Below are 17,805 nucleotides of genomic sequence, written 5' to 3' on the forward strand. Positions count from 1 at the left end.
GGTGGTCTGGCCACTGCTGGCGCTGTGCTCGGCCACGGCCGCAGCCGGCGACGTCGATCACGCGGCGCACGCCGCGCTCGAATGGGTGGCCGAGCCGGAAGCGCAGTGCGTTCAGCTGGGCGGCACGATGACCGGTCTGCGCAATCGCGACCGCAGCCGCACATTGCGCGTCTGGGTCGAACGCTGGTACCTCGACGTGCTGACCGCCGACCGTAGCCGCCACGACCTACCGCCGGACGGCAGCGTCAGACAGCTCGGCTGTTCCGAAACCCGCTCCGGCACCCAGCGCTGGACGCTGTTCGACGCCCGTTTCCTGCCGACCAGCGAAGCACAATGAATCGATGAAACAGTCACTTGCACTCATTCTGCTGGTCGCGGCGACGACCGGCGCACAGGCGGACGAGCCGCCCGAGCGCGCTTACGTGCGCGCCGGCACCGACCGGCTGATCAGCGCCTGTACCCGGGACGGCCACACGCTCAGCCTGCTCGCCCACCCGGGCGTCGAGGTGGTGAACGGTGACGCCGCCCCGGCGGGTCTCCCGGTCGACGCCTTCATGCAGGGCATTGCCGAACAGGTGATGCAGCTGACCCGCGACGTGCCGCACGCCGACTTCCTGCGCCCGGACAGCCCGGGCGCCCGTTCGCTGAGCGACGCCGTCGAGACCTGGATGGACGCTTTCAACCGCACCCACGGCACGCGGCTCGCTTGGGCGATCAGCGACTTCGGCGTCAGCGACGCACCGCAACCCGCCTGCGCATCGCCGAAGGACTGAATTCCCCGCCGACTCAAGTTGTCGTCCCCCGCCGTCGATATGACTGGTCTGTACGCCGTGCGCCGCAGCATCCCGCGCGGTGCGGCGACAGCCACACGCCATGGTGGACCGAGGAGACAACAAGATGACGCAACGGATACTCTATTTCCTGGTGCCGGGCAGCAATATCAGCCCCTTCGACGTGACCATTGCCGCCGATGCGGGCTTCGACCAGGTGATACCGCTCACCGGCATCCGCCCGGAGAACGTGACGGCGCTGGTTCAGGACGCCATCTTCTGTCGCCCGCCCAATCGTTTCAACGACACCGGCATCTTCATCGGCGGCCGTGACGTCCATATGGCAACCGACATGTTCCAGTCGGCCAAAGGCGCCATGGTCGGCGACTTCCAAGTCGGCGTGTTCGCCGACCCGAACGGTGCCTACACCACCTCGGCCGCCGTCGTCGCGCTGGTCGAGAAGGCGGTCAATGCGAGCACCGGCTCGGGTCTCGCCGGGCGCACCGTATCCGTTTTCGGCACCGGTCCTGTCGGTCTGTGCACCGCCATCCTGGCCGCACGCCAGGGCGCGAAGGCGCGGCTGTGCCAGCTCACCGCGGACGACGATTCCAAGGCGGCGCTGCGCTTCTGCGAGCGCTATAACGCCAAGGTCGAATGGGTGTCCGCCGAAACCCACCGCGACAAGGTCAATGTGGTCGCCGACAGCGAAATCGCCGTCAGCGCCGCGAAGGCCGGCATCCGCATCCTCGACGCCGAAGTGCTGGAAGCCGGCGGCAAGCTGATCGCCTGTGCCGACACCAACGCGGTGCCGCCCTCCGGCATCGAAGGTATCGGTGTGAACGACCGTGCGATTCCGGTCGAAGTGGGTCCGGCCCGCTTCCTCAGCATCGGCCCGCTGGCGATCGGCAGCCTGAAGTACAAGACGCAGTTCGGTCTCTACCGCTCGATACAGACCGGCTCGTCGCCGGCCCTGATCGACTTCCCCGAGGCATATGCGTATGCGCTGCAGGAGCTGGCGCAGAGCAAGCCCGCCTGAGCGAAACCGACCGCTTGTCATGGCGCGCGTGGCAAGCGCACCATAGGCGGCCGGCAGGTCGGCGCCCGGAGGCGCCGCATGCTGCGGATGGAGGTGCGGACGGCGTGGACAGCAATCCGGGGCTGAACATTACGGGCACGGAAACCGTCATCGGTCAGGGTACCGGTGCCGACGGTGCGGTATTCCGCACCCTGCTCGACCGCATGTCCGACGGCGTGTTCATCGCCCGCGACTACCGCTTCATCTTCGCCAACGCCGCGCTGCCACGCATGCTGGGTTACGAGCACGACGACTTTGTCGGGCTGGGATTCGACGCAGTGGTGGCGCCGGATTTCCTCGAATTGTGGGTGCAGCGCTTCCGGCAACGGATCGGCGAAGGCGAGGAACCGCCCGGGCGCTACGAACTGCGCTTCCGCCTCAAGGGCGGCCGGCGCGAACTGCCGATCGAACTGAACGCAAGCCGCGTCGTATTCGACGGCCAGCGCTGCGTGCTCGGCATCGTGCGCGACATGTCGGGCCGCAAGCTCGCCGAACACGCATTGCGCGAGAGCGAGCAGCGTTTCCGCGGCACTTTCGACCAGGCCGCCGTCGGCATCGCGCTGATGGACCTCGAAGGCCGCTTCCTGCGGGTCAATCCCAAGCTGTGCGACACCCTCGGCTTTCGCGCCAGCGAACTGCGCGCGCTGACGATGGAGGCCATCACCCACCCGGAAGACATTTCGCTGGACGTCCACCCGCTGCGCTGCGTGCGCAACGGCGAACAGACCACCTACTCGATCGAGAAGCGCCTGCTGCACAAGAATGGCGCGGCCACCTGGGCGCGCCTGACCGTTTCGCTGCAGGTCGACGACATGGGCGCGCCGTCGCACTTCATCGCGGTGATCGAGGACGTCCACGACCGCCGTCTGGCGCAGACCGCGCTGGCCGACAGCGAACTGCGCCATCGCCTGCTGATGCACAACCTGCACGCCGCCGTGCTGGTCTGTGCGCCGGACGCCCGCATCCTTTATGGCAATCCGGAAGCCTGCCGCATCCTGCGCATGGACTCGGCACTGCTCGCCGGCCGCACGATCGCCCAGCTGGGCTGCCGCTTCGTCGACCAGAGCGGCGAGGCACTGGCACCGGAACGCGATCTGGTCCGCCGTGTGCTCGCCTCGGGCAAGGAGATGAACGACGTCGTGGTCGGCGTCCGTCACGACGACGCGGAGACGCTGTGGGCGCTGGTCCACGCCTACCCCGAATTCGACACCCGGCATCGGCTGCGCCAGATCGTCGTCATGTTCGTCGACATCACCGACCGCAGCCGGCTCGAAGCCGAGCGCGATGCCGACCGTCAGCTCAAGACGGCAGCGCTGAACGCCATCACCGCGCACGTCGCCGTGCTCGACAAGCGCGGCGTCATCGTCGAGACGAATGCCAGCTGGCGCGCCTTTGCCGAGCGCGGCGGCTACACCGGCAACATGACCTTCACCGGCGTGAACTACCTCGACGCCCTCGCCCGCTGCGACCGCGACGAGGCACCGCATGCAGAAGCCGCCTGCGAGGGCATCCTGTCGGTCATGCTCGGCCGGTCGGCGCTGTTCCAGATGGAGTACGCCTGCCACGCGCCGCACGAGCGGCAGTGGTTCAGTCTCAAGGTGACGCCGATGGACCCGGCGCGCGAACGCGTGCTGCTCAGCCACGAGAACATCACACGCATCAAACTGGCCGAAGAGGCGGTACGCATCCTGGCCAACACCGACGCACTGACCGGCCTCGCCAACCGCCGCCATTTCTTCGAAGTCGCCGAGGAGGAATTCGTGCGCGCCCGCCGCTACGAAACCCCGCTCACCGTGCTCATGACCGACCTCGACCACTTCAAGCGCATCAACGACCATTTCGGGCACGCCGGCGGCGACGCCGTGCTGTGCAGTTTCGCCATCGTCCTGTCCAGCCTGCTGCGCGACTCGGACAGCGCAGGTCGCCTCGGCGGCGAGGAATTCGCCGTACTGCTGCCGCATACCTCACTGGACGGCGCGCGCGCCTTCGCCGAGCGCCTGATGGAGCGCGTCGCCGACAACCCGCCCGAACTCGACGGTCAGCCGGCGCACTACACCTTGAGCATAGGCATCGGCGAACTGATGCCCGACTGCCTCGATTTCTCGGCCCTGCTGCGCAGGGCCGACGAAGCGCTCTACCGCGCCAAGAGCGGCGGCCGCAACCGGGTCGAATACGCGCCCGGGCCGTGCAACGACGCGAACTAGGCAGACCCGCACTCCGGTCAAGCGGATGTGAACCGCCGGCTGCCTTCAAGGCACCCGCTTTGCTAGCAAATGCCGGCAGGCGCCGCCCGGGCGCCTCGCGCACATCCCATTCACTGACCGGAGATTCCCGACATGAAGGCTGATTCGTCAAACTCATCCCCGCGCAAATCGCAGGAGGCGCTGACCCTTCTTCGCGCCGACCACAAGCACGTCAGCGAACTGTTCGAGCAGTACGAAGCCGCGCGCACGAGCACGCAGAAGAAGAAACTCGTGCAGGAAATCTGTACGGAGCTCGAAGTGCACGCGCAGATCGAAGAGGAAATCTTCTATCCGGCTGTAAAAGCTGCACTGAAGGACAAGGAGCTGGTACCCGAGGCGACGGTGGAGCACGCGTCATTGAAAGACCTGATCGCGCAGATCAAGGATGTCGAGCCGGACGGCGAAATGTTCGACGCAAAGGTGAAAGTGCTCTCCGAGTACGTGAAGCATCACGTGAAGGAAGAGCAGAACGAAATGTTCCCGAAGGTGAAGGACACCGACCTCGACCTCTCGGAGCTGGCCGAACAGATGAAGCAGCGCAAGGAAGAACTGCTTTCGGCCGTCGTGCACTGAGTGACACGCCCCGGGGACTGCGCCGGCAACACAGACGGCCGGTGACGTTTGTCGAGGGCAACAAAAAAGCGCCCTGAGAGGCGCTTTTTTGTGTGGTGTCTGGCGGAGAGGGTGGGATTCGAACCCACGGTAGACTTGCGCCTACGCCTGATTTCGAGTCAGGTACATTCGACCACTCTGCCACCTCTCCGGGTTACTGCGAACTTCGTGGTCGCGAAGCGGCGCGCAGTGTAGCACAGCGCTCGCGCCGGCGGAAAGCGTCGGCGCGATTTTTGCGTGTCAGGCGCCGAGGCGCTCGACGCCGCCCATCCACGGGCGCAGCGCCTCCGGCACGACGACCGAACCGTCGGCCTGCTGGTAGTTCTCCAGGATGGCCACCAGCGTGCGACCGACCGCGAGGCCGGAGCCGTTCAGCGTGTGCAGGATTTCGTTCTTGCCCTGTTCGTTCTTGAAGCGCGCCTGCATGCGGCGGGCCTGGAAGGTTTCGAAGTTGGAGCAGGACGAGATTTCGCGGTAGGTGTTCTGCGCCGGCAGCCACACTTCGAGGTCGTAGGTCTTGGCGGCGCCGAAACCCATGTCGCCAGTGCACAGCGCCACCTTGCGGTAAGGCAGTTCGAGCCGGCGCAGGATGGTTTCGGCGTGACCGGTCAGTTCTTCCAGCGCGTCCCACGAGCGGTCCGGCGTCACGATCTGCACCAGTTCCACCTTGTCGAACTGGTGCTGGCGGATCATGCCGCGCGTGTCGCGGCCGTAGGAGCCGGCTTCCGAGCGGAAGCACGGCGTGTGGCAGACGAATTTCAGTGGCAGCGCGGCAGCCGGCTGCACCGTATCGCGCACGATATTGGTGACCGGCACTTCGGCGGTCGGGATCAGGTAGAACTTGCCGCCGTCGCCGCGCGGCACGGCGAACAGGTCTTCCTCGAACTTCGGCAGCTGACCGGTTCCGAACATGCTGTCGGCGTTGACCATATAGGGCGCGTACAGCTCGGTGTAACCGTGCTCGGTGGTGTGCGTATCGAGCATGAACTGAGCGAGCGCGCGGTGCATGCGGGCGATGCCGGCGCGCAGCAGCGTGAAACGCGCGCCGCTGATCTTGGTCGCGGTTTCAAAGTCGAGGCCGCCGAGCGCGGTGCCGACGTCCACGTGGTCCTTCACCTCGAAATCGAAGCTGCGCGGCGTGCCCCAACGCAGCACCTCGACGTTGTCCGCCTCGGACTTGCCGACCGGCACCGACTCGTGCGGCAGATTGGGCAGCGAGGCGACGAAGCCCTGGATGTCGGCCAGCAGCGCGGCGAGGCGTTCTTCGCCTGCCTTCAGCGCGTCGCCCAGCCCGGCCACCTCGGCCATCACGGCCGACGTGTCCTCGCCCTTGGCCTTGAGCTGGCCGATCTGCTTCGATGCGGCGTTGCGCTTTGCCTGCAGGTCCTGGGTGTCGGTCTGGATGCGTTTGCGCTCTTCCTCCAGCGACTGGAAGCGGGCGACGTCGAGCGTGTAGCCACGCAGGGCGAGTCGTTCCTGAACGTAAGCGAGCTGGCTGCGCAGCAGTTGGGCGTCTAGCATGGAAGGAAACCTGTGGCTGATGGAACGGATGTGGGCGGCCCCGCATCCGGCGGCCGTCGTCACATTGCAACGCAAAATTCTAACAGCGACCGTCGTCCGGGGCGGTATAGTGGCCGGGCCCCACACCTTTCACGCGAATGTCATGTTGTCACTGCGCGACTGTCTCGATCACAGCAATCTGAGCGAACTGGAAGTCGACGTGCTCGCCGACTACACCGGCCTGCCGACCATGCTGGCCGCCACGCTGGCCGGCGCCATGCTGCAGAGCCACGGCGGCGCCGACCTGATGCTGCGCATCCTGCAGGACGCCGAGAAGCAGGCCTCGCAGCGCCTCGACATGGAGCAGCGGGCGCGCACCAAGGCAGCGGTCGAGCGCTTCTGCGCGGTGCACCGGCCCGAACTGCACTGAGCGCACCGCGCTGCCCTTCCGGAAGCGGTCGTCTCTCGGCCGGACGGGAGGTGGCGCCCCCGCCGTCTCAGCGCCTGACGGCGATTGCCAGCGCCACCCAGCCGGCGATGAAGGCGAGGCCGCCCAGAGGCGTCACCATGCCGAGGGCGCGCACCCCGCTTAACGCCATCGCGTAAAGACTGCCGCTGAACACGACGATGCCCAGCAGCATCAACCAGCCGGCAACGCGCAGCGCCCCTGAATCACGCAGATGTATGGCCAGCAGGCCGACCAGCCCGAGCGCCAGCGCGTGCCAGAAGTGGTACTGCACCGCGGTCTGCCACACCGCCAGCATGTTTTCGTCCAGCCGCGCCTTCAGCGCGTGCGCACCGAAGGCGCCGAGCATCACGGCAAGTGCGCCGGTCAGGGCGGCGAAGAAAAGAAAGCGGCGGGCATCGGCAGACATCGGAAAGATCCAGTAAGCAAAATGGGCGGGCGACTGCGGCAGCTCAGACGCCGGCAGCGCGATCGAGTTCGGGGATCAGTCGTTCGTCCACCTCGCGGCGGAAGCGCGCAAGCCGGCGGCTGCGCACCGCGTAGATCCACATGAAGAGCGAGGCGACCACCAGCAGCGCCGGCAAACCGAACCATACGAGCAGATGGCCGGTCACGTCCCAGCCGTCCTTGACCACGCGCAGTGCGTCGGCCCGCATGCCGATCCAGATGCAAGTGCCGACGAACAGCGCGGCCAGCGCCCACACCGGCCAGCTGCGCAGTCCGTAAGGCTTTTTCGCGTTTTCGCGAAACCACATCGTCGTGCGCATCGTATGGTTGCGCATGAAGAGCCACGGTCCGCCGGTCTTACCCGGCTTCTGTATCCACGCGGCGGTCATCCGGTGGCCGTCGCGCGCGCCCGAATCGGCGTCGGTCAGTTTCACCTCCACTTCGCCGCCGACCGGGCCGACCAGAAAGAAACGCTCATGCAGCACGCTGCGCGACGAACTGGTGACCGGCGTGTTGTTCTGGCCACCACTGACCGTGGTGATGGTTTCGATGCCGCGGCTGTAACCCTGGATGTCGCCGGCGAACAGATCCAGCTCGTAGGGCACCGACGACACGAGCTTGCGTGCGTTGCCGCGGTCGAGCGACACGTCGCGCAGGGTCTGCCGAAGCGCCAGCACGATCAGCACCACCGCAGCGCCGGCGGCCAGCAGCAGCCCGGGCATCACGTCGTCGAACAGCTCGCGTGGCTTGCGGTAGGTGCGCACGTCGCCCACCAGCAGACTGGCAGCGAGGTCGAGGCCGATGTCGGCGCCGGCGGTGGCGTAATCCAGTACGCCCGGCTCGCTGTAGTCGGCGCCGGCCACACGCCCCGAACACGGCGGGCCGTCAGCGAAGCCTGCCGGCAACGAGGTACCCGCAGGCAGTTTCAGCGCCCGCTGCCACAGCGTGCCATGCACCTTCGGCACCCAGCCGCGCTGCCACTCGGGTGCGAAGTGGCGATCCATGACCACGCGGTAGAACTCGGGCGAGAACACGTATTTCTGCTGGCAGCGCGGATAGAGGTATTTCTCGCAGTGATCGCCCTCGCAGCTGCTGCCGGAAGACTTCGCCATCTCGCGCGCATCGATGCGTTCCCGCGCGGCGCGGTACTCATCGAGGCGAGCTTTCACGTCCTGTGGCAGGCGGTTCGCGTCGAAAGGCTTGGGCGACAGGCTCTGCACCACGCCGTCCATGATCTGCAGCACGGCGCTGGTCTGCGCCGCAGTGTCGCGCTCGCTGCGCCCCTGCACCGCCGACTCCACCTGCTTGACCGTCGGCATGCCGGACAGCCAGTCGGTCTGAGCCTGCACCGCGCCACTCAGCGCACTGCAGATCGCCATCAATACGAGCATGCCGCGCATTCCGCCCTCCTCCCGATCAGCGCCATCGGCGCGTTGGCCACGCGCGGAGCATACTCAAGGGTATTCGCGCCGTACAGCCGCGATAGCGAGAGTGGCCTTGGCCGCAGCCTTCGATCGACGCTGCATCGGATCGGGCGCGCTTCCCTTGTGCGAGGGGCCCTTGCCGCCACGTGGCTCAGGCTGACGTCATGAACATGCACGCAACGAGGAATGTCATCCAGGCGCGCACCGCTCGATGATCGACGGAGCGCCCGGTGCCTAGTCCCGACATACAGAAGCCGATATGCATATATGTGCTGCGGACTTGACCTTTCCATGGAGCCACGGCATGAACCGAGGCGACCCGAAGCGCGCGAAGCTGGGCGAACGACGGCACTGACGCAACGCGCGGCCGACAGCGCTGCCACTCGACACCTGGCCGCCACACCGGGCTGCTCGCAGGTGCTTGCGGTAAGCTTGCCGCCCCATGCCGAACACCCTCGCCAGCGCTGTCCACAGCGACCTCACGATCAAGAAAAGCCGCTTCATCGGCTGTGTCGAACCGATGCGCGACCGCGCGTCGGCGCAGGCGCGCGTGCTCGAACTGTGGCGTCAGCACCCGGGGGCGACCCACGTGTGCTGGGCGCTGCTGGCCGGCGGTCAGTCGGCGGCGGTTGATGACGGCGAGCCCAGCGGAACGGCCGGCCGGCCGATGCTGGAAGTGCTGCGCCATCAGGATCTGGAGGGTGTGCTGGCGACCGTCGTGCGCTACTACGGCGGCATCAACCTCGGCGCCGGCGGTCTGGTGCGTGCCTACACCGACGCGGTCGCGTCGGCGCTGACCGGTGCGGTCAAGGTGCCATTGACCAAGCTGCGCGTGCTCCGCTGCACCCTGCCCTATGCGCTCGAAGGCACGGTGCGGCGCGAAATCGACGCCGCTCGCGCCACGCTGGTCGACGTCACCCACGACTCGGTGGTCGCGATGACCATCAGCCTGCCGGAGCCCGACGCAGCCACGTTCATCGCCCGGCTCAACGACGCCGGACAGGGGCGCATAGGCTGGGTGGACTGAGCCCGCGGCCTCGCGGCGGCGGCCCGTCGCGCATTGACGAGGCTGTCAGGCCAGCACGCGCAGCAGCCAGCGGTTGATGTCGCGGATTTCCTCGATGCTCACTTCGTGGTCGATGTCGTAGGCGTGCCACTCGTACGGCACTGCCAGCGCGTCGAGCACCTCGCGCGTGGACAGCGCGCGGTCTATCGTGACCACGCCGTCCTGCGTGCCGTGCGCCAGGAAGACCGGCACGTCGGCGTTCGCTTCGCTGCGCTCATCGGCGGTCGCGGCCGCCAGCGGCAGATAGCCGGAAAGCCCGACGATGCCGGCCAGCCGCTCGGCGTGCCGCAGTCCGGCGAACAGCGCCATCGCGCAGCCCTGCGAAAACCCCATCAGCACAATGCGCGACGCCGGCACGCCGCGCTCGACCTCGCGTGCGATCAGCGCATCGACCAGGGCCTGCGACGCGCGTACGTCGGCTTCGGCTTCCTGCCCGGCGCCCGGCGCATAGAGATCGAACCAGGCGCGCATGATGTAGCCGCCGTTGCGCGTGACCGGCCGTTCCGGTGCGTCGGGCAACACGAAGCGCACCGGCCCGACCGCGTCGAGATCCAGCCGGCGGCACACCGGCACGAAGTCGTTGCCGTCGGCGCCCAGGCCGTGCAGCACGATGACGGTGGCGACCGGTGAGTCGCCGCTTTCGAGTTCGATCAGATTGACGGACATGACGGAGTGCGGTTTCGGACAATCGCGCATGCTAGCCGACACCGAGCCGAGGCGTGCCAGCGCAAGGAATCGCCCCACTGTCGCCCATGCGCGCTAAAGTGCCGCCTCATCAACCGGAGATTCACATGAAGACACTGACCGTACGCGTGACCGCCGAGCTGCAGGTGCCGGACGACTGGACCCTGGCCGACCACGCTTCCGGCATGACGGTGCTGAAGATCGGCGACCAGTTCGTCGACTTCGACATCGCACCGCTGTCCACCCGCGACGACGAACCCGATTCGATGTGGACCGACGACGACGAAGCGCTCACCAGCCGCGTGCTCGACTGCGTGATCGAACTCGACACCGACCTCGAACTGGCCTATCAACAATGAAGGCCCGGCGTGACGCCGGTCACGCCCCGCCTGTCTCCAGTCCGCAGCGGGGTACGTAGATACGCCTGTGTTCAACCACCACAGGAGTGAAACGATGTCCCTGAACAACCCCGCCGGCCTCGCGCTCACCGGTGCCACAGCCCGCAGCATCGAACTGCTGGAACAAGCCGAGCACGAACTGCGCTGTTTCATCGGCGACCCGGTCGCCACCATCGACCGCGCGCTGACCGAGGCGCCGGACATGGTGATGGGCCACGTGCTGCGTGCCTACCTGCACCTGCTCGGCACCGAGCCGGCCGGCATTCCGGTTGCAGCCGCCGCCCACGCCACGGCGGCGAAGCTGCCGGCAAACGAACGCGAAAGCCGGCACCTGCGTGCGGTCGCGCTGATGACTGCTGGCCGCTGGCGCGCCGCAGCGCGCGTGCTCGAAGACATCGCGATCGATCATCCGCTCGACGTGCTGGCGCTGCAGGCCGGCCAGCAGTGCGACTTCCTGCTCGGCGATTCGCGCATGCTGCGCGACCGCATTGCCCGTGCGCTGCCGGCCTGGAGCATGGACATGCCCGCCTGGCACGCGGTGGCCGGCATGCTGGCTTTCGGACTGGAAGAGACCGGCGACTACTTGCGCGCAGAGCGCTACGGCCGGCAGGCGGTCGAAATCGAGCCGCGTGACGGCTGGGCGCAGCACGCGGTCGCCCACGTGATGGAAATGCAGGGTCGTCGCCGTGACGGCATCGCCTGGATGCGCGCCACACCGCAGGCCTGGGCGCAGGACAGCTTCCTCGCCGTGCACAACCACTGGCATCTGGCGCTGTTCCATCTCGGCGTAGACGAAATCGACGAAGTGCTCGCGCTGTTCGACGACGCCGTGTTCGGCCGCGCACCGGGCCTCGTATTCGACTTCATCGACATGTCGGCATTGCTGTGGCGGCTGCACCTGCGCGGCATCGATGTCGGCGAGCGCTGGCAGGCGGTGGCCGATCGCTGGGCACCGATGGCCGCGCGCAGCCTCTACGCCTTCAGCGACATGCACGCGATGATGGCGTTTGCCGCCACCGGCCGCACCGCGCAGATGCGCAGTCTGATCGACGCGCAGGAAATGGCGCTGGCCGGCGAAGGCGACAACGCCGGCTTCATCGCCGAGGTCGGCCGCGCCGCCACGCGCGCCATCGCGGCCTTCGGCGAGGGCGACTACGCCAGCACCGTGCGCCTGCTGCGGCCGATCCGCCACGTGTCGCACCGCTTTGGCGGCAGTCACGCGCAGCGCGACATCATCGATCTGACGCTGATCGAGGCGGCGCAACGCGACGGTCAGCGGGCGCTGGCCGAAGCCCTGCGCGCCGAGCGCGCATTCGCGAAACCAGAGCCGGACGCACCGCGCGGGCGCAGCGCCTGAGTCCGGTTCAGGGCGAAGGCGGCGGCATACCGAGGTAGCGGCGGTCGGACCAGGTGGCCAGCCATTCCGGCACGAAGGCGACGAACACGGCTGCCAGCATGCCGGTCAGGAAGGCGTCGCCCCAGGCCATGAGCCAGCGCGCCACCAGCGCGTGTTCGACCGCCACCCCGCCAAGCAGCCGGTGCAGCAGTTCGTAGAACACGCCGGCCGTGAAGATGCTCAGGGCGCTGCCGATGAAGGCGCGCCCCAGCACGTAGATGAAGGGGTTGGCCGGCAACGCGCGCCGCAGCAGTTCGCCGAGGGCCAGCGCAAAGGTCGCGGGCATCAGGCCTATCCAGACCAGTTGCGACAGCACCGCCTCGTACCCCCGGTGGCCGAACATCCACACCGCCAGCGCGACCAGCACCAGCTCGATCACCGCCAGCGGCCAGCCGAACATCAGTACCAGCAGACAGGCGCCGGAAAGCTGGATGGAAATGCCGTTAGGCAGCATCTGCGGCAGTACCCACAGCAAGGTGAGCACGACCAGGGATGCCGCCCATGGCGCGCCCAGAGGCCCGGCCAGCATGCGCCAGGGACGAACCAGCGCCGCCAGCGCAAGCGCGGTCAGGGCCATCAGAAGTTCTATGATCGTCACGGAAAATGAAATCCGGCAGGAGATGATCTTCAGCGCGACAGTGTGGCACGGGCCGCACGCGCGAGGATGATGTGGAACAATCCCGGCGCACCGTTCAGAGGAGACCGAAATGGATCGCAGAGACATGCTGGGCGCTGGCATCGCACTGGGCGCCGCACTACTTGCCCAGAGCGCAGCGGCCGACGACCACGCGCACCATCATCACGACCACGGCGCCGGCAAGCCCGCTGGCCCGCACAAGCGCGCAGCCCTGATCGCCAGCACGAGCGAATGCCTGCAGGCCGGGCAGATCTGTCTGGCCGAATGTCACCGCGTGCTGGCCACCGGCGACAAGGACATGGCCGCCTGCGCGATCACCGTGACCGAAATGCTCGCCACCTGCGATGCCCTGCTCAAGCTGGCCGCCGCCGATTCGCGCCACCTGCCAAAGCTTGCATCGCTTGCGCTGGCGGTATGCGAAGACTGCGAGAAGGAATGCCGCAAGCACGAAAAGATGCATGCCGAATGCCGCCAGTGCGCCGAAGCGTGCGTCGCCTGCGCCAAGGAGTGCCGCAAGGTCGCGGCCTGATCACCGCAGGTGTCGCCCGCCCGCCGGCCCCCGGGGTCTGGTCGGCGCCTCCGACGGTCGGCCCTGTATCACCGACCGGCTTTGCGGGCAGCGAGCGATGCTCGCCGCCCGCCCCCCCAGCTGCGCCCCCGCAGACGATCAAGGCCTGTGCATCCCGCCACCGCCGCATCGCGGCCAGAGCATGCGTCTGTACGCCGCGCTCAGCCGGCCAGACTTTCGAGAAACTGCACAGCCACGTCGGCGCTGCGGGTGCGACGCATCGGCGGCAGGCTGCGCCAGATCACCTTGCCGTAGTGCTTTTCGACCAGCCGCGGGTCGCACACCATCAGTACGCCGTGGTCGCGCTCGTCACGGATGAGACGGCCGGCGCCCTGTTTCATGCTGATCACCGCGTGCGGCAGCTGGTACTCGGAAAAGGCGTTGCGCCCCTGCTTCTTCAGGTGCTCGATGCGCGCCGACAGCACCGGGTCGTCCGGCGGTGCGAAGGGCAGCTTGTCGATGATGACCAGTTGCAGCGCGTCACCGCGCACGTCCACGCCTTCCCAGAAGCTCTGGCTGGCCACCAGTACGGCGTTGCCGGCGGCGCGATGGCGGTCCAGCAGTTCGCTGCGCGTGGCCTGGCCCTGCATCAGCAGCGGGCGATCCGGATCGTAGGCTGACAGCTTGTCCTCGATCAGTTCGTGGATGCGCTTCATCGCCCGCAGTGAGGTGCACAGCACGAACACGCCGCCGCGGCAGGCCTTGATCAGCGGCCAGGCGGCGCGCGCCACCGCCTCGGCATAGGTCGGCGCCGACGGCTCGGGCATGTTCTCCGGCGCGTACAGCAGCGCCTGCTGTTCGTAGGCGAAGGGGCTGCCCCACTGCGCGGTTTCGGCGTTGTGCAGCCCCAGTTCGCCGCAGTAGTGGCCGAAATCGTTGCCGACCGACAGCGTGGCCGACGTGAATATCCAGGCGCGCGGGTTGTCTTCCATCTGCCGGCGGAAGATGTCGGCCACCGACAACGGCGTGGCATTCAGCGCCAGCGCCTGCGTATAGACCTCGGCCCAGCGCACGCGGTCCGCCGCTTCTCCGGGTCGCTCGCCGGCCTGCCAGCGCTCGACGCGGGCGATCAGGTCGAGCGCACGCTGCCAGCACTTTTCCAGGCCCTCGCTGCGCGCCGCCTGCGTTTCCAGCAGTCCGGCCAGTTCGTTCAGCGCCTCCAGCACCGTGGCCAGCGCCGGCGCGAAAGCCGGGCGCTCGTCGATCTGCGCCGCCGACAGGCGCACGTTCTCCTCGCGGAACACCAGCCGCAGGTCGCGCACCGCCTTCACCAGACGCTCGGCCGATTCAGGCAGCTGCTTGAAATCCTTGGCGCCGACCAGCGCCTCGGCGCGGGTGTCGCGCGCCAGTTCGAGCATTTGCGAGGTCGATACCGATTCGCCGAAGAACAGGCTGGCGGTCTCGGCGAGCTGGTGCGCCTCGTCGAACACGACGGCATTGCAGGCCGGCAGCAGTTCGGCCACGCCCTCGTCGCGCAGCATCAGGTCGGCGAAGAAGAGGTGGTGGTTCACCACCACGACGTCAGCTTCCATCGCCTCGCGGCGCGCGGCGGTGACGAAGCACTCCTTCGCATTCGGGCAGTCCTGGCCGAGGCAGTTGTCGCGGGTCGAGGTCGCATGCGACCAGGCGCCGGATTCTTCGGGCACCTCGCTGCACTGCGCCTTGTCGCCGGTGCTGGTCACCTTGGCCCAACGAGCGATCGCCTGCAGGTGAGAGGCGTCTTCTCGCGAGCCGAAACGGCCCTCCTGCAGCGAACGCTCCAGGTGGTAGTGGCACAGGTAGTTGGCGCGGCCCTTCAGCAGCGCAATGCTGACCGGCACGCCAAGCGCGCCGCGCACGGTCGGCAGGTCGCGGCCGAAGAGCTGGTCCTGCAGCGTCTTGGTGCCGGTCGACACGATCACCTTGGCGCCCGACAGCAGCGCAGGCACCAGGTAGGCGTAGGTCTTGCCGGTACCGGTGCCCGCCTCGACCACCAGCACGCTGCGGTCGGCGATGGCCTGCGCCACGCGCTCGGCCATTTCGGTCTGCTGCGTGCGCGGCGTAAAACCGGGGATGGCGCGGGCCAGCGGGCCGTCGGGTGCGAAGGTGGCGGGAATGTCGGACACGGAGAGGGATGAAGTACGGAACACGGCGGAAGCCGGCCCGGAGTGTACCGCAGCGCCGTCCTCACCACACCCGCCGGCCGGGCCGTGGCGTCGTCATGTCCTATCCTTAAAACTGGCTTCGAAGAGAGACCGCCATGGACACCGCCACGCAGCCGCCCGCAGCCACCCGCACCGAACACGATTCCTTCGGCCCGATCGAGGTGCCGGCGGACCGCCTGTGGGGCGCGCAGACGCAGCGCTCTCTGCAGCACTTCGCGATATCGACCGAGCGCATGCCGCGCGAACTGATACACGCGCTGGCCGCGGTCAAGCGCGCCGCGGCTCTGGCCAATGGCCGGCTGGGCAAGCTGCCGGCCGAGCGCATGACCGCCATCGTCGCCGCCGCCGACGAGGTGCTCGCCGGCCAGCATGACGACGAGTTTCCGCTGTCGCTGTGGCAGACCGGCTCCGGCACGCAGACCAATATGAATATGAACGAAGTGCTGGCCAACCGCGGCTCGCAGCTGATGGGCGGCGACTGCGGCGAGGCACGCACGCTGCACCCGAACGACGATGTGAACATGGGCCAGTCGTCGAACGACGTGTTCCCGACGGCAATGCACGTGGCCGCGGCCTACGCGGTCCGGCGCGCGCTGATGCCGGCACTCGACGCGCTGCACGCGCAACTGGCCGACAAGGCGGTCGCCTTCGCCGACATCGTCAAGATCGGCCGCACGCATCTGCAAGACGCCACGCCGCTGACGCTGGGGCAGGAGTTTTCCGGCTACGCCGCCCAGCTCGCGCTGGCCCGCTCGGCCATCGTCGCGGCGCTGCCCGCCGTGCACGCACTGGCGATCGGCGGCACCGCGGTCGGCACCGGCCTGAACACCCATCCGGAATTCGGTGCGCGGGTGGCGAACAAGCTGGCCGACGGCACCGGCCTGCCCTTCGTGCGCGCCGACAACCCGTTTGCCGCGCTGGCCGGGCACGAGCCGCTGGTGGCACTGCACGGCGCGCTGAAGACGCTGGCCGTAGCGCTGAGCAAGATCGCCAACGACATCCGCGGGCTCGCCTCAGGCCCGCGCTGCGGCCTCGGCGAACTGGCGCTGCCGGAGAACGAGCCCGGCAGTTCCATCATGCCGGGCAAGGTGAACCCGACCCAGTGCGAAGCGCTCACCATGCTGTGCGCTCAGGTCATCGGCAACGACGTCGCGGTCACGCTGGGCGGCGCCTCGGGCAACTTCGAACTGAACGTCTACAAACCGCTGATCGCTGGCGCCGTGCTGCAGAGCATCCGCCTGCTGGCCGACGGCATGCGCAGCTTCGACACCCACTGCGTCGCCGGCATCGAAGCGCGGCGCGAGCGCATCGCCGCGCTGATGCAGCAGTCGCTGATGCTGGTGACCGCGCTGGTACCGCACATCGGCTACGACCGCGCGGCGAAGATCGCCGCCCGCGCCCACCGCGAAGGCCTCACGCTGCGTGAAGCAGCGCTCGCCTCCGGCGACGTGAGCGGCGAACAGTTCGACCAGTGGGTGCGGCCTGAGGCCATGCTGGGCGACCGCGCGCCGGACAAGCAATGAACTTCGCGCGCGTCAGGCATTCGGACCGGATATACCCACCCAGCAAGGAGATCGTCATGGACATCACCCCGCACTCGATGGAAACCCTTTTCGCCCAGCTCGGCCTGCCGAACGACGCGCAGTCGATCGAGCGTTTCATCGCCACCTGCGGCCATCTCGACAACGGCGTGCCGCTGCACGAAGCCCGTTTCTGGAACCCGGCCCAGGCCGCCTTCCTGCGCGACGCCGTGGTGCAGGATGCCGACTGGGCGGAAACAGTGGATGCGCTGAACACCCGTTTGCACACGCGACCGTGCATAGACTGAAAGCCTCGCCACCCACTTGCCACCCACTCGTCACGCGGCTGGCGTAACCTGCCCCTTCATTCACCTCAGGAGACCGACATGGGACTTTTCGACTCGATCGCCGGGCAGGTTGCCGGCGCACTCGGCGGGCAATCCGGCGCTGGCGGCAACGCCGCACTGATCCAGGCCGCGATGAGCCTGATCAACAGCCCGCAGATCGGCGGCCTGCAGGGCCTGATCGCCAAGTTCCAGCAGGGCGGCCTGGGCGAGGTGATCGCCTCCTGGCTGGGCTCCGGCCCCAACCTGCCGATCTCCGGCGAGCAGATCAAGGCCGTGTTCGGCGCCGACCAGATCGGCGGTGTGGCGCAGCAGGTGGGCATGTCCTCGCAAGAAGTGTCGTCCGGCCTCGCCGGATTGCTGCCACAGCTGATCGACAAACTGTCACCCGACGGCAAGGCGCCCGAAGGGGATGCGCTGCAGGCGGCGATGGGCATGCTGGGTGGGCTGCTGAAGTCCTAGCACCCTTGCCGCGGGTGTTAGCCACTAACAAGCCGCGACGCGAGAGCCC

Annotated in this window: 19 protein-coding genes and 1 tRNA gene; 13 read left to right on the top strand and 7 right to left on the bottom strand. The window is 67.7% G+C overall.

The features are described from left to right. Position 1 precedes the first annotated feature (1 nt). From METFAM1_RS0107225 to METFAM1_RS0107245, 5 genes are all read left to right on the top strand, one after another. On the top strand, positions 2 to 337 hold the full coding sequence (locus METFAM1_RS0107225; protein ID WP_019918939.1) for a hypothetical protein: 336 nt from the start codon (positions 2 to 4) through the stop codon (positions 335 to 337). A 4-nt stretch (positions 338 to 341) separates the two neighbouring features. Continuing rightward, the gene (locus METFAM1_RS0107230; RefSeq protein WP_019918940.1) at positions 342 to 773 is read left to right on the top strand and encodes a hypothetical protein; all 432 of its coding nucleotides are present in this window, start codon (positions 342 to 344) and stop codon (positions 771 to 773) included. A 124-nt stretch (positions 774 to 897) separates the two neighbouring features. Further along, positions 898 to 1,806: an NAD(P)-dependent methylenetetrahydromethanopterin dehydrogenase gene (locus tag METFAM1_RS0107235; protein WP_024300546.1), complete on the top strand. Its 909-nt coding sequence runs from the start codon at positions 898 to 900 to the stop codon at positions 1,804 to 1,806. Positions 1,807 to 1,910: 104 nt separating this feature from the next. Then, the gene (locus METFAM1_RS0107240) at positions 1,911 to 4,049 is read left to right on the top strand and encodes a PAS domain S-box protein (protein ID WP_019918942.1); all 2,139 of its coding nucleotides are present in this window, start codon (positions 1,911 to 1,913) and stop codon (positions 4,047 to 4,049) included. 132 nt (positions 4,050 to 4,181) lie between these two features. Beyond that, positions 4,182 to 4,661 carry a hemerythrin domain-containing protein gene (locus METFAM1_RS0107245; protein ID WP_019918943.1) on the top strand — a complete coding sequence of 160 codons (480 nt, stop codon included), beginning with the start codon at positions 4,182 to 4,184 and terminating at the stop codon, positions 4,659 to 4,661. Positions 4,662 to 4,761: 100 nt separating this feature from the next. Here METFAM1_RS0107245 and METFAM1_RS0107250 read toward each other — a convergent pair. Both METFAM1_RS0107250 and serS read right to left on the bottom strand, forming a co-directional pair. Further along, positions 4,762 to 4,851, bottom strand: a tRNA-Ser gene (locus METFAM1_RS0107250). A gap of 89 nt (positions 4,852 to 4,940) precedes the next feature. Next, positions 4,941 to 6,221 carry a serine--tRNA ligase gene (gene serS / locus METFAM1_RS0107255; RefSeq protein ID WP_019918944.1) on the bottom strand — a complete coding sequence of 427 codons (1,281 nt, stop codon included), beginning with the start codon at positions 6,219 to 6,221 and terminating at the stop codon, positions 4,941 to 4,943. A gap of 142 nt (positions 6,222 to 6,363) precedes the next feature. Between serS and METFAM1_RS0107260 the strand changes: the two genes are divergently transcribed. Beyond that, on the top strand, positions 6,364 to 6,630 hold the full coding sequence (locus tag METFAM1_RS0107260) for a hypothetical protein (protein WP_019918945.1): 267 nt from the start codon (positions 6,364 to 6,366) through the stop codon (positions 6,628 to 6,630). Between the two features lie 67 nt (positions 6,631 to 6,697). Here the strand turns inward: METFAM1_RS0107260 and METFAM1_RS0107265 are convergent, their stop codons facing one another. Both METFAM1_RS0107265 and METFAM1_RS0107270 read right to left on the bottom strand, forming a co-directional pair. Beyond that, positions 6,698 to 7,075, bottom strand: coding sequence for a DUF423 domain-containing protein (locus tag METFAM1_RS0107265; protein ID WP_019918946.1), 378 nt, complete (start codon positions 7,073 to 7,075; stop codon positions 6,698 to 6,700). Positions 7,076 to 7,118: 43 nt separating this feature from the next. Beyond that, positions 7,119 to 8,513 (bottom strand): hypothetical protein, encoded by a 1,395-nt coding sequence (locus METFAM1_RS0107270; protein WP_019918947.1) that lies wholly within the window; start codon positions 8,511 to 8,513, stop codon positions 7,119 to 7,121. A gap of 466 nt (positions 8,514 to 8,979) precedes the next feature. Between METFAM1_RS0107270 and METFAM1_RS0107275 the strand changes: the two genes are divergently transcribed. Further along, complete coding sequence (locus METFAM1_RS0107275) at positions 8,980 to 9,564, top strand: IMPACT family protein (protein WP_019918948.1); 585 nt, start codon at positions 8,980 to 8,982, stop codon at positions 9,562 to 9,564. Between the two features lie 45 nt (positions 9,565 to 9,609). Here METFAM1_RS0107275 and METFAM1_RS0107280 read toward each other — a convergent pair whose 3' ends face one another. Continuing rightward, positions 9,610 to 10,269 (bottom strand): alpha/beta hydrolase, encoded by a 660-nt coding sequence (locus METFAM1_RS0107280; protein ID WP_019918949.1) that lies wholly within the window; start codon positions 10,267 to 10,269, stop codon positions 9,610 to 9,612. Positions 10,270 to 10,394: 125 nt separating this feature from the next. On the opposite strand from METFAM1_RS0107280, the gene METFAM1_RS0107285 reads away from it, so the two are divergent. Continuing rightward, on the top strand, positions 10,395 to 10,646 hold the full coding sequence (locus METFAM1_RS0107285; protein WP_019918950.1) for a hypothetical protein: 252 nt from the start codon (positions 10,395 to 10,397) through the stop codon (positions 10,644 to 10,646). 94 nt (positions 10,647 to 10,740) lie between these two features. Then, entirely contained in the window at positions 10,741 to 12,042 is a 1,302-nt protein-coding gene (locus METFAM1_RS0107290; protein ID WP_019918951.1) for a tetratricopeptide repeat protein, read from the top strand. Between the two features lie 7 nt (positions 12,043 to 12,049). On the opposite strand, the gene METFAM1_RS0107295 is transcribed toward METFAM1_RS0107290, so the two are convergent. Beyond that, positions 12,050 to 12,679: a hypothetical protein gene (locus tag METFAM1_RS0107295; protein ID WP_024300547.1), complete on the bottom strand. Its 630-nt coding sequence runs from the start codon at positions 12,677 to 12,679 to the stop codon at positions 12,050 to 12,052. Between the two features lie 109 nt (positions 12,680 to 12,788). Here METFAM1_RS0107295 and METFAM1_RS0107300 point away from each other — a divergent pair, with 109 nt between their 5' ends. Further along, positions 12,789 to 13,247, top strand: coding sequence for a four-helix bundle copper-binding protein (locus tag METFAM1_RS0107300; RefSeq protein ID WP_019918953.1), 459 nt, complete (start codon positions 12,789 to 12,791; stop codon positions 13,245 to 13,247). A gap of 200 nt (positions 13,248 to 13,447) precedes the next feature. Here the strand turns inward: METFAM1_RS0107300 and METFAM1_RS0107305 are convergent, their stop codons facing one another. Further along, complete coding sequence (locus METFAM1_RS0107305) at positions 13,448 to 15,391, bottom strand: DNA repair helicase YoaA (RefSeq protein ID WP_019918954.1); 1,944 nt, start codon at positions 15,389 to 15,391, stop codon at positions 13,448 to 13,450. Positions 15,392 to 15,525: 134 nt separating this feature from the next. Here METFAM1_RS0107305 and fumC point away from each other — a divergent pair, with 134 nt between their 5' ends. Genes fumC through METFAM1_RS0107320 form a run of 3 tightly spaced genes read left to right on the top strand, consistent with a single transcriptional unit; the run spans position 15,526 to position 17,756 of the window. Further along, positions 15,526 to 16,953 carry a class II fumarate hydratase gene (fumC, locus tag METFAM1_RS0107310; protein ID WP_019918955.1) on the top strand — a complete coding sequence of 476 codons (1,428 nt, stop codon included), beginning with the start codon at positions 15,526 to 15,528 and terminating at the stop codon, positions 16,951 to 16,953. 56 nt (positions 16,954 to 17,009) lie between these two features. After that, on the top strand, positions 17,010 to 17,258 hold the full coding sequence (locus tag METFAM1_RS0107315; RefSeq protein WP_019918956.1) for a DUF2789 domain-containing protein: 249 nt from the start codon (positions 17,010 to 17,012) through the stop codon (positions 17,256 to 17,258). A 48-nt stretch (positions 17,259 to 17,306) separates the two neighbouring features. Continuing rightward, the gene (locus tag METFAM1_RS0107320; protein ID WP_408630423.1) at positions 17,307 to 17,756 is read left to right on the top strand and encodes a YidB family protein; all 450 of its coding nucleotides are present in this window, start codon (positions 17,307 to 17,309) and stop codon (positions 17,754 to 17,756) included. Positions 17,757 to 17,805: the final 49 nt, after the last annotated feature.

Source organism: Methyloversatilis discipulorum (assembly GCF_000527135.1).
In the GTDB taxonomy this organism is placed as follows: Bacteria; Pseudomonadota; Gammaproteobacteria; order Burkholderiales; family Rhodocyclaceae; genus Methyloversatilis; species Methyloversatilis discipulorum.

Coding starts and splice junctions, on each gene's coding strand:
- METFAM1_RS0107230 (WP_019918940.1), top strand. CDS start 342: ATGAAACAGTCACTTGCACTCATTCTGCTGGTCGCGGCGACGACCGGC.
- METFAM1_RS0107235 (WP_024300546.1), top strand. CDS start 898: ATGACGCAACGGATACTCTATTTCCTGGTGCCGGGCAGCAATATCAGC.
- METFAM1_RS0107245 (WP_019918943.1), top strand. CDS start 4,182: ATGAAGGCTGATTCGTCAAACTCATCCCCGCGCAAATCGCAGGAGGCG.
- serS (WP_019918944.1), bottom strand. CDS start 6,221: ATGCTAGACGCCCAACTGCTGCGCAGCCAGCTCGCTTACGTTCAGGAA.
- METFAM1_RS0107260 (WP_019918945.1), top strand. CDS start 6,364: ATGTTGTCACTGCGCGACTGTCTCGATCACAGCAATCTGAGCGAACTG.
- METFAM1_RS0107265 (WP_019918946.1), bottom strand. CDS start 7,075: ATGTCTGCCGATGCCCGCCGCTTTCTTTTCTTCGCCGCCCTGACCGGC.
- METFAM1_RS0107270 (WP_019918947.1), bottom strand. CDS start 8,513: ATGCGCGGCATGCTCGTATTGATGGCGATCTGCAGTGCGCTGAGTGGC.
- METFAM1_RS0107275 (WP_019918948.1), top strand. CDS start 8,980: ATGCCGAACACCCTCGCCAGCGCTGTCCACAGCGACCTCACGATCAAG.
- METFAM1_RS0107280 (WP_019918949.1), bottom strand. CDS start 10,269: ATGTCCGTCAATCTGATCGAACTCGAAAGCGGCGACTCACCGGTCGCC.
- METFAM1_RS0107285 (WP_019918950.1), top strand. CDS start 10,395: ATGAAGACACTGACCGTACGCGTGACCGCCGAGCTGCAGGTGCCGGAC.
- METFAM1_RS0107290 (WP_019918951.1), top strand. CDS start 10,741: ATGTCCCTGAACAACCCCGCCGGCCTCGCGCTCACCGGTGCCACAGCC.
- METFAM1_RS0107300 (WP_019918953.1), top strand. CDS start 12,789: ATGGATCGCAGAGACATGCTGGGCGCTGGCATCGCACTGGGCGCCGCA.
- fumC (WP_019918955.1), top strand. CDS start 15,526: ATGGACACCGCCACGCAGCCGCCCGCAGCCACCCGCACCGAACACGAT.
- METFAM1_RS0107315 (WP_019918956.1), top strand. CDS start 17,010: ATGGACATCACCCCGCACTCGATGGAAACCCTTTTCGCCCAGCTCGGC.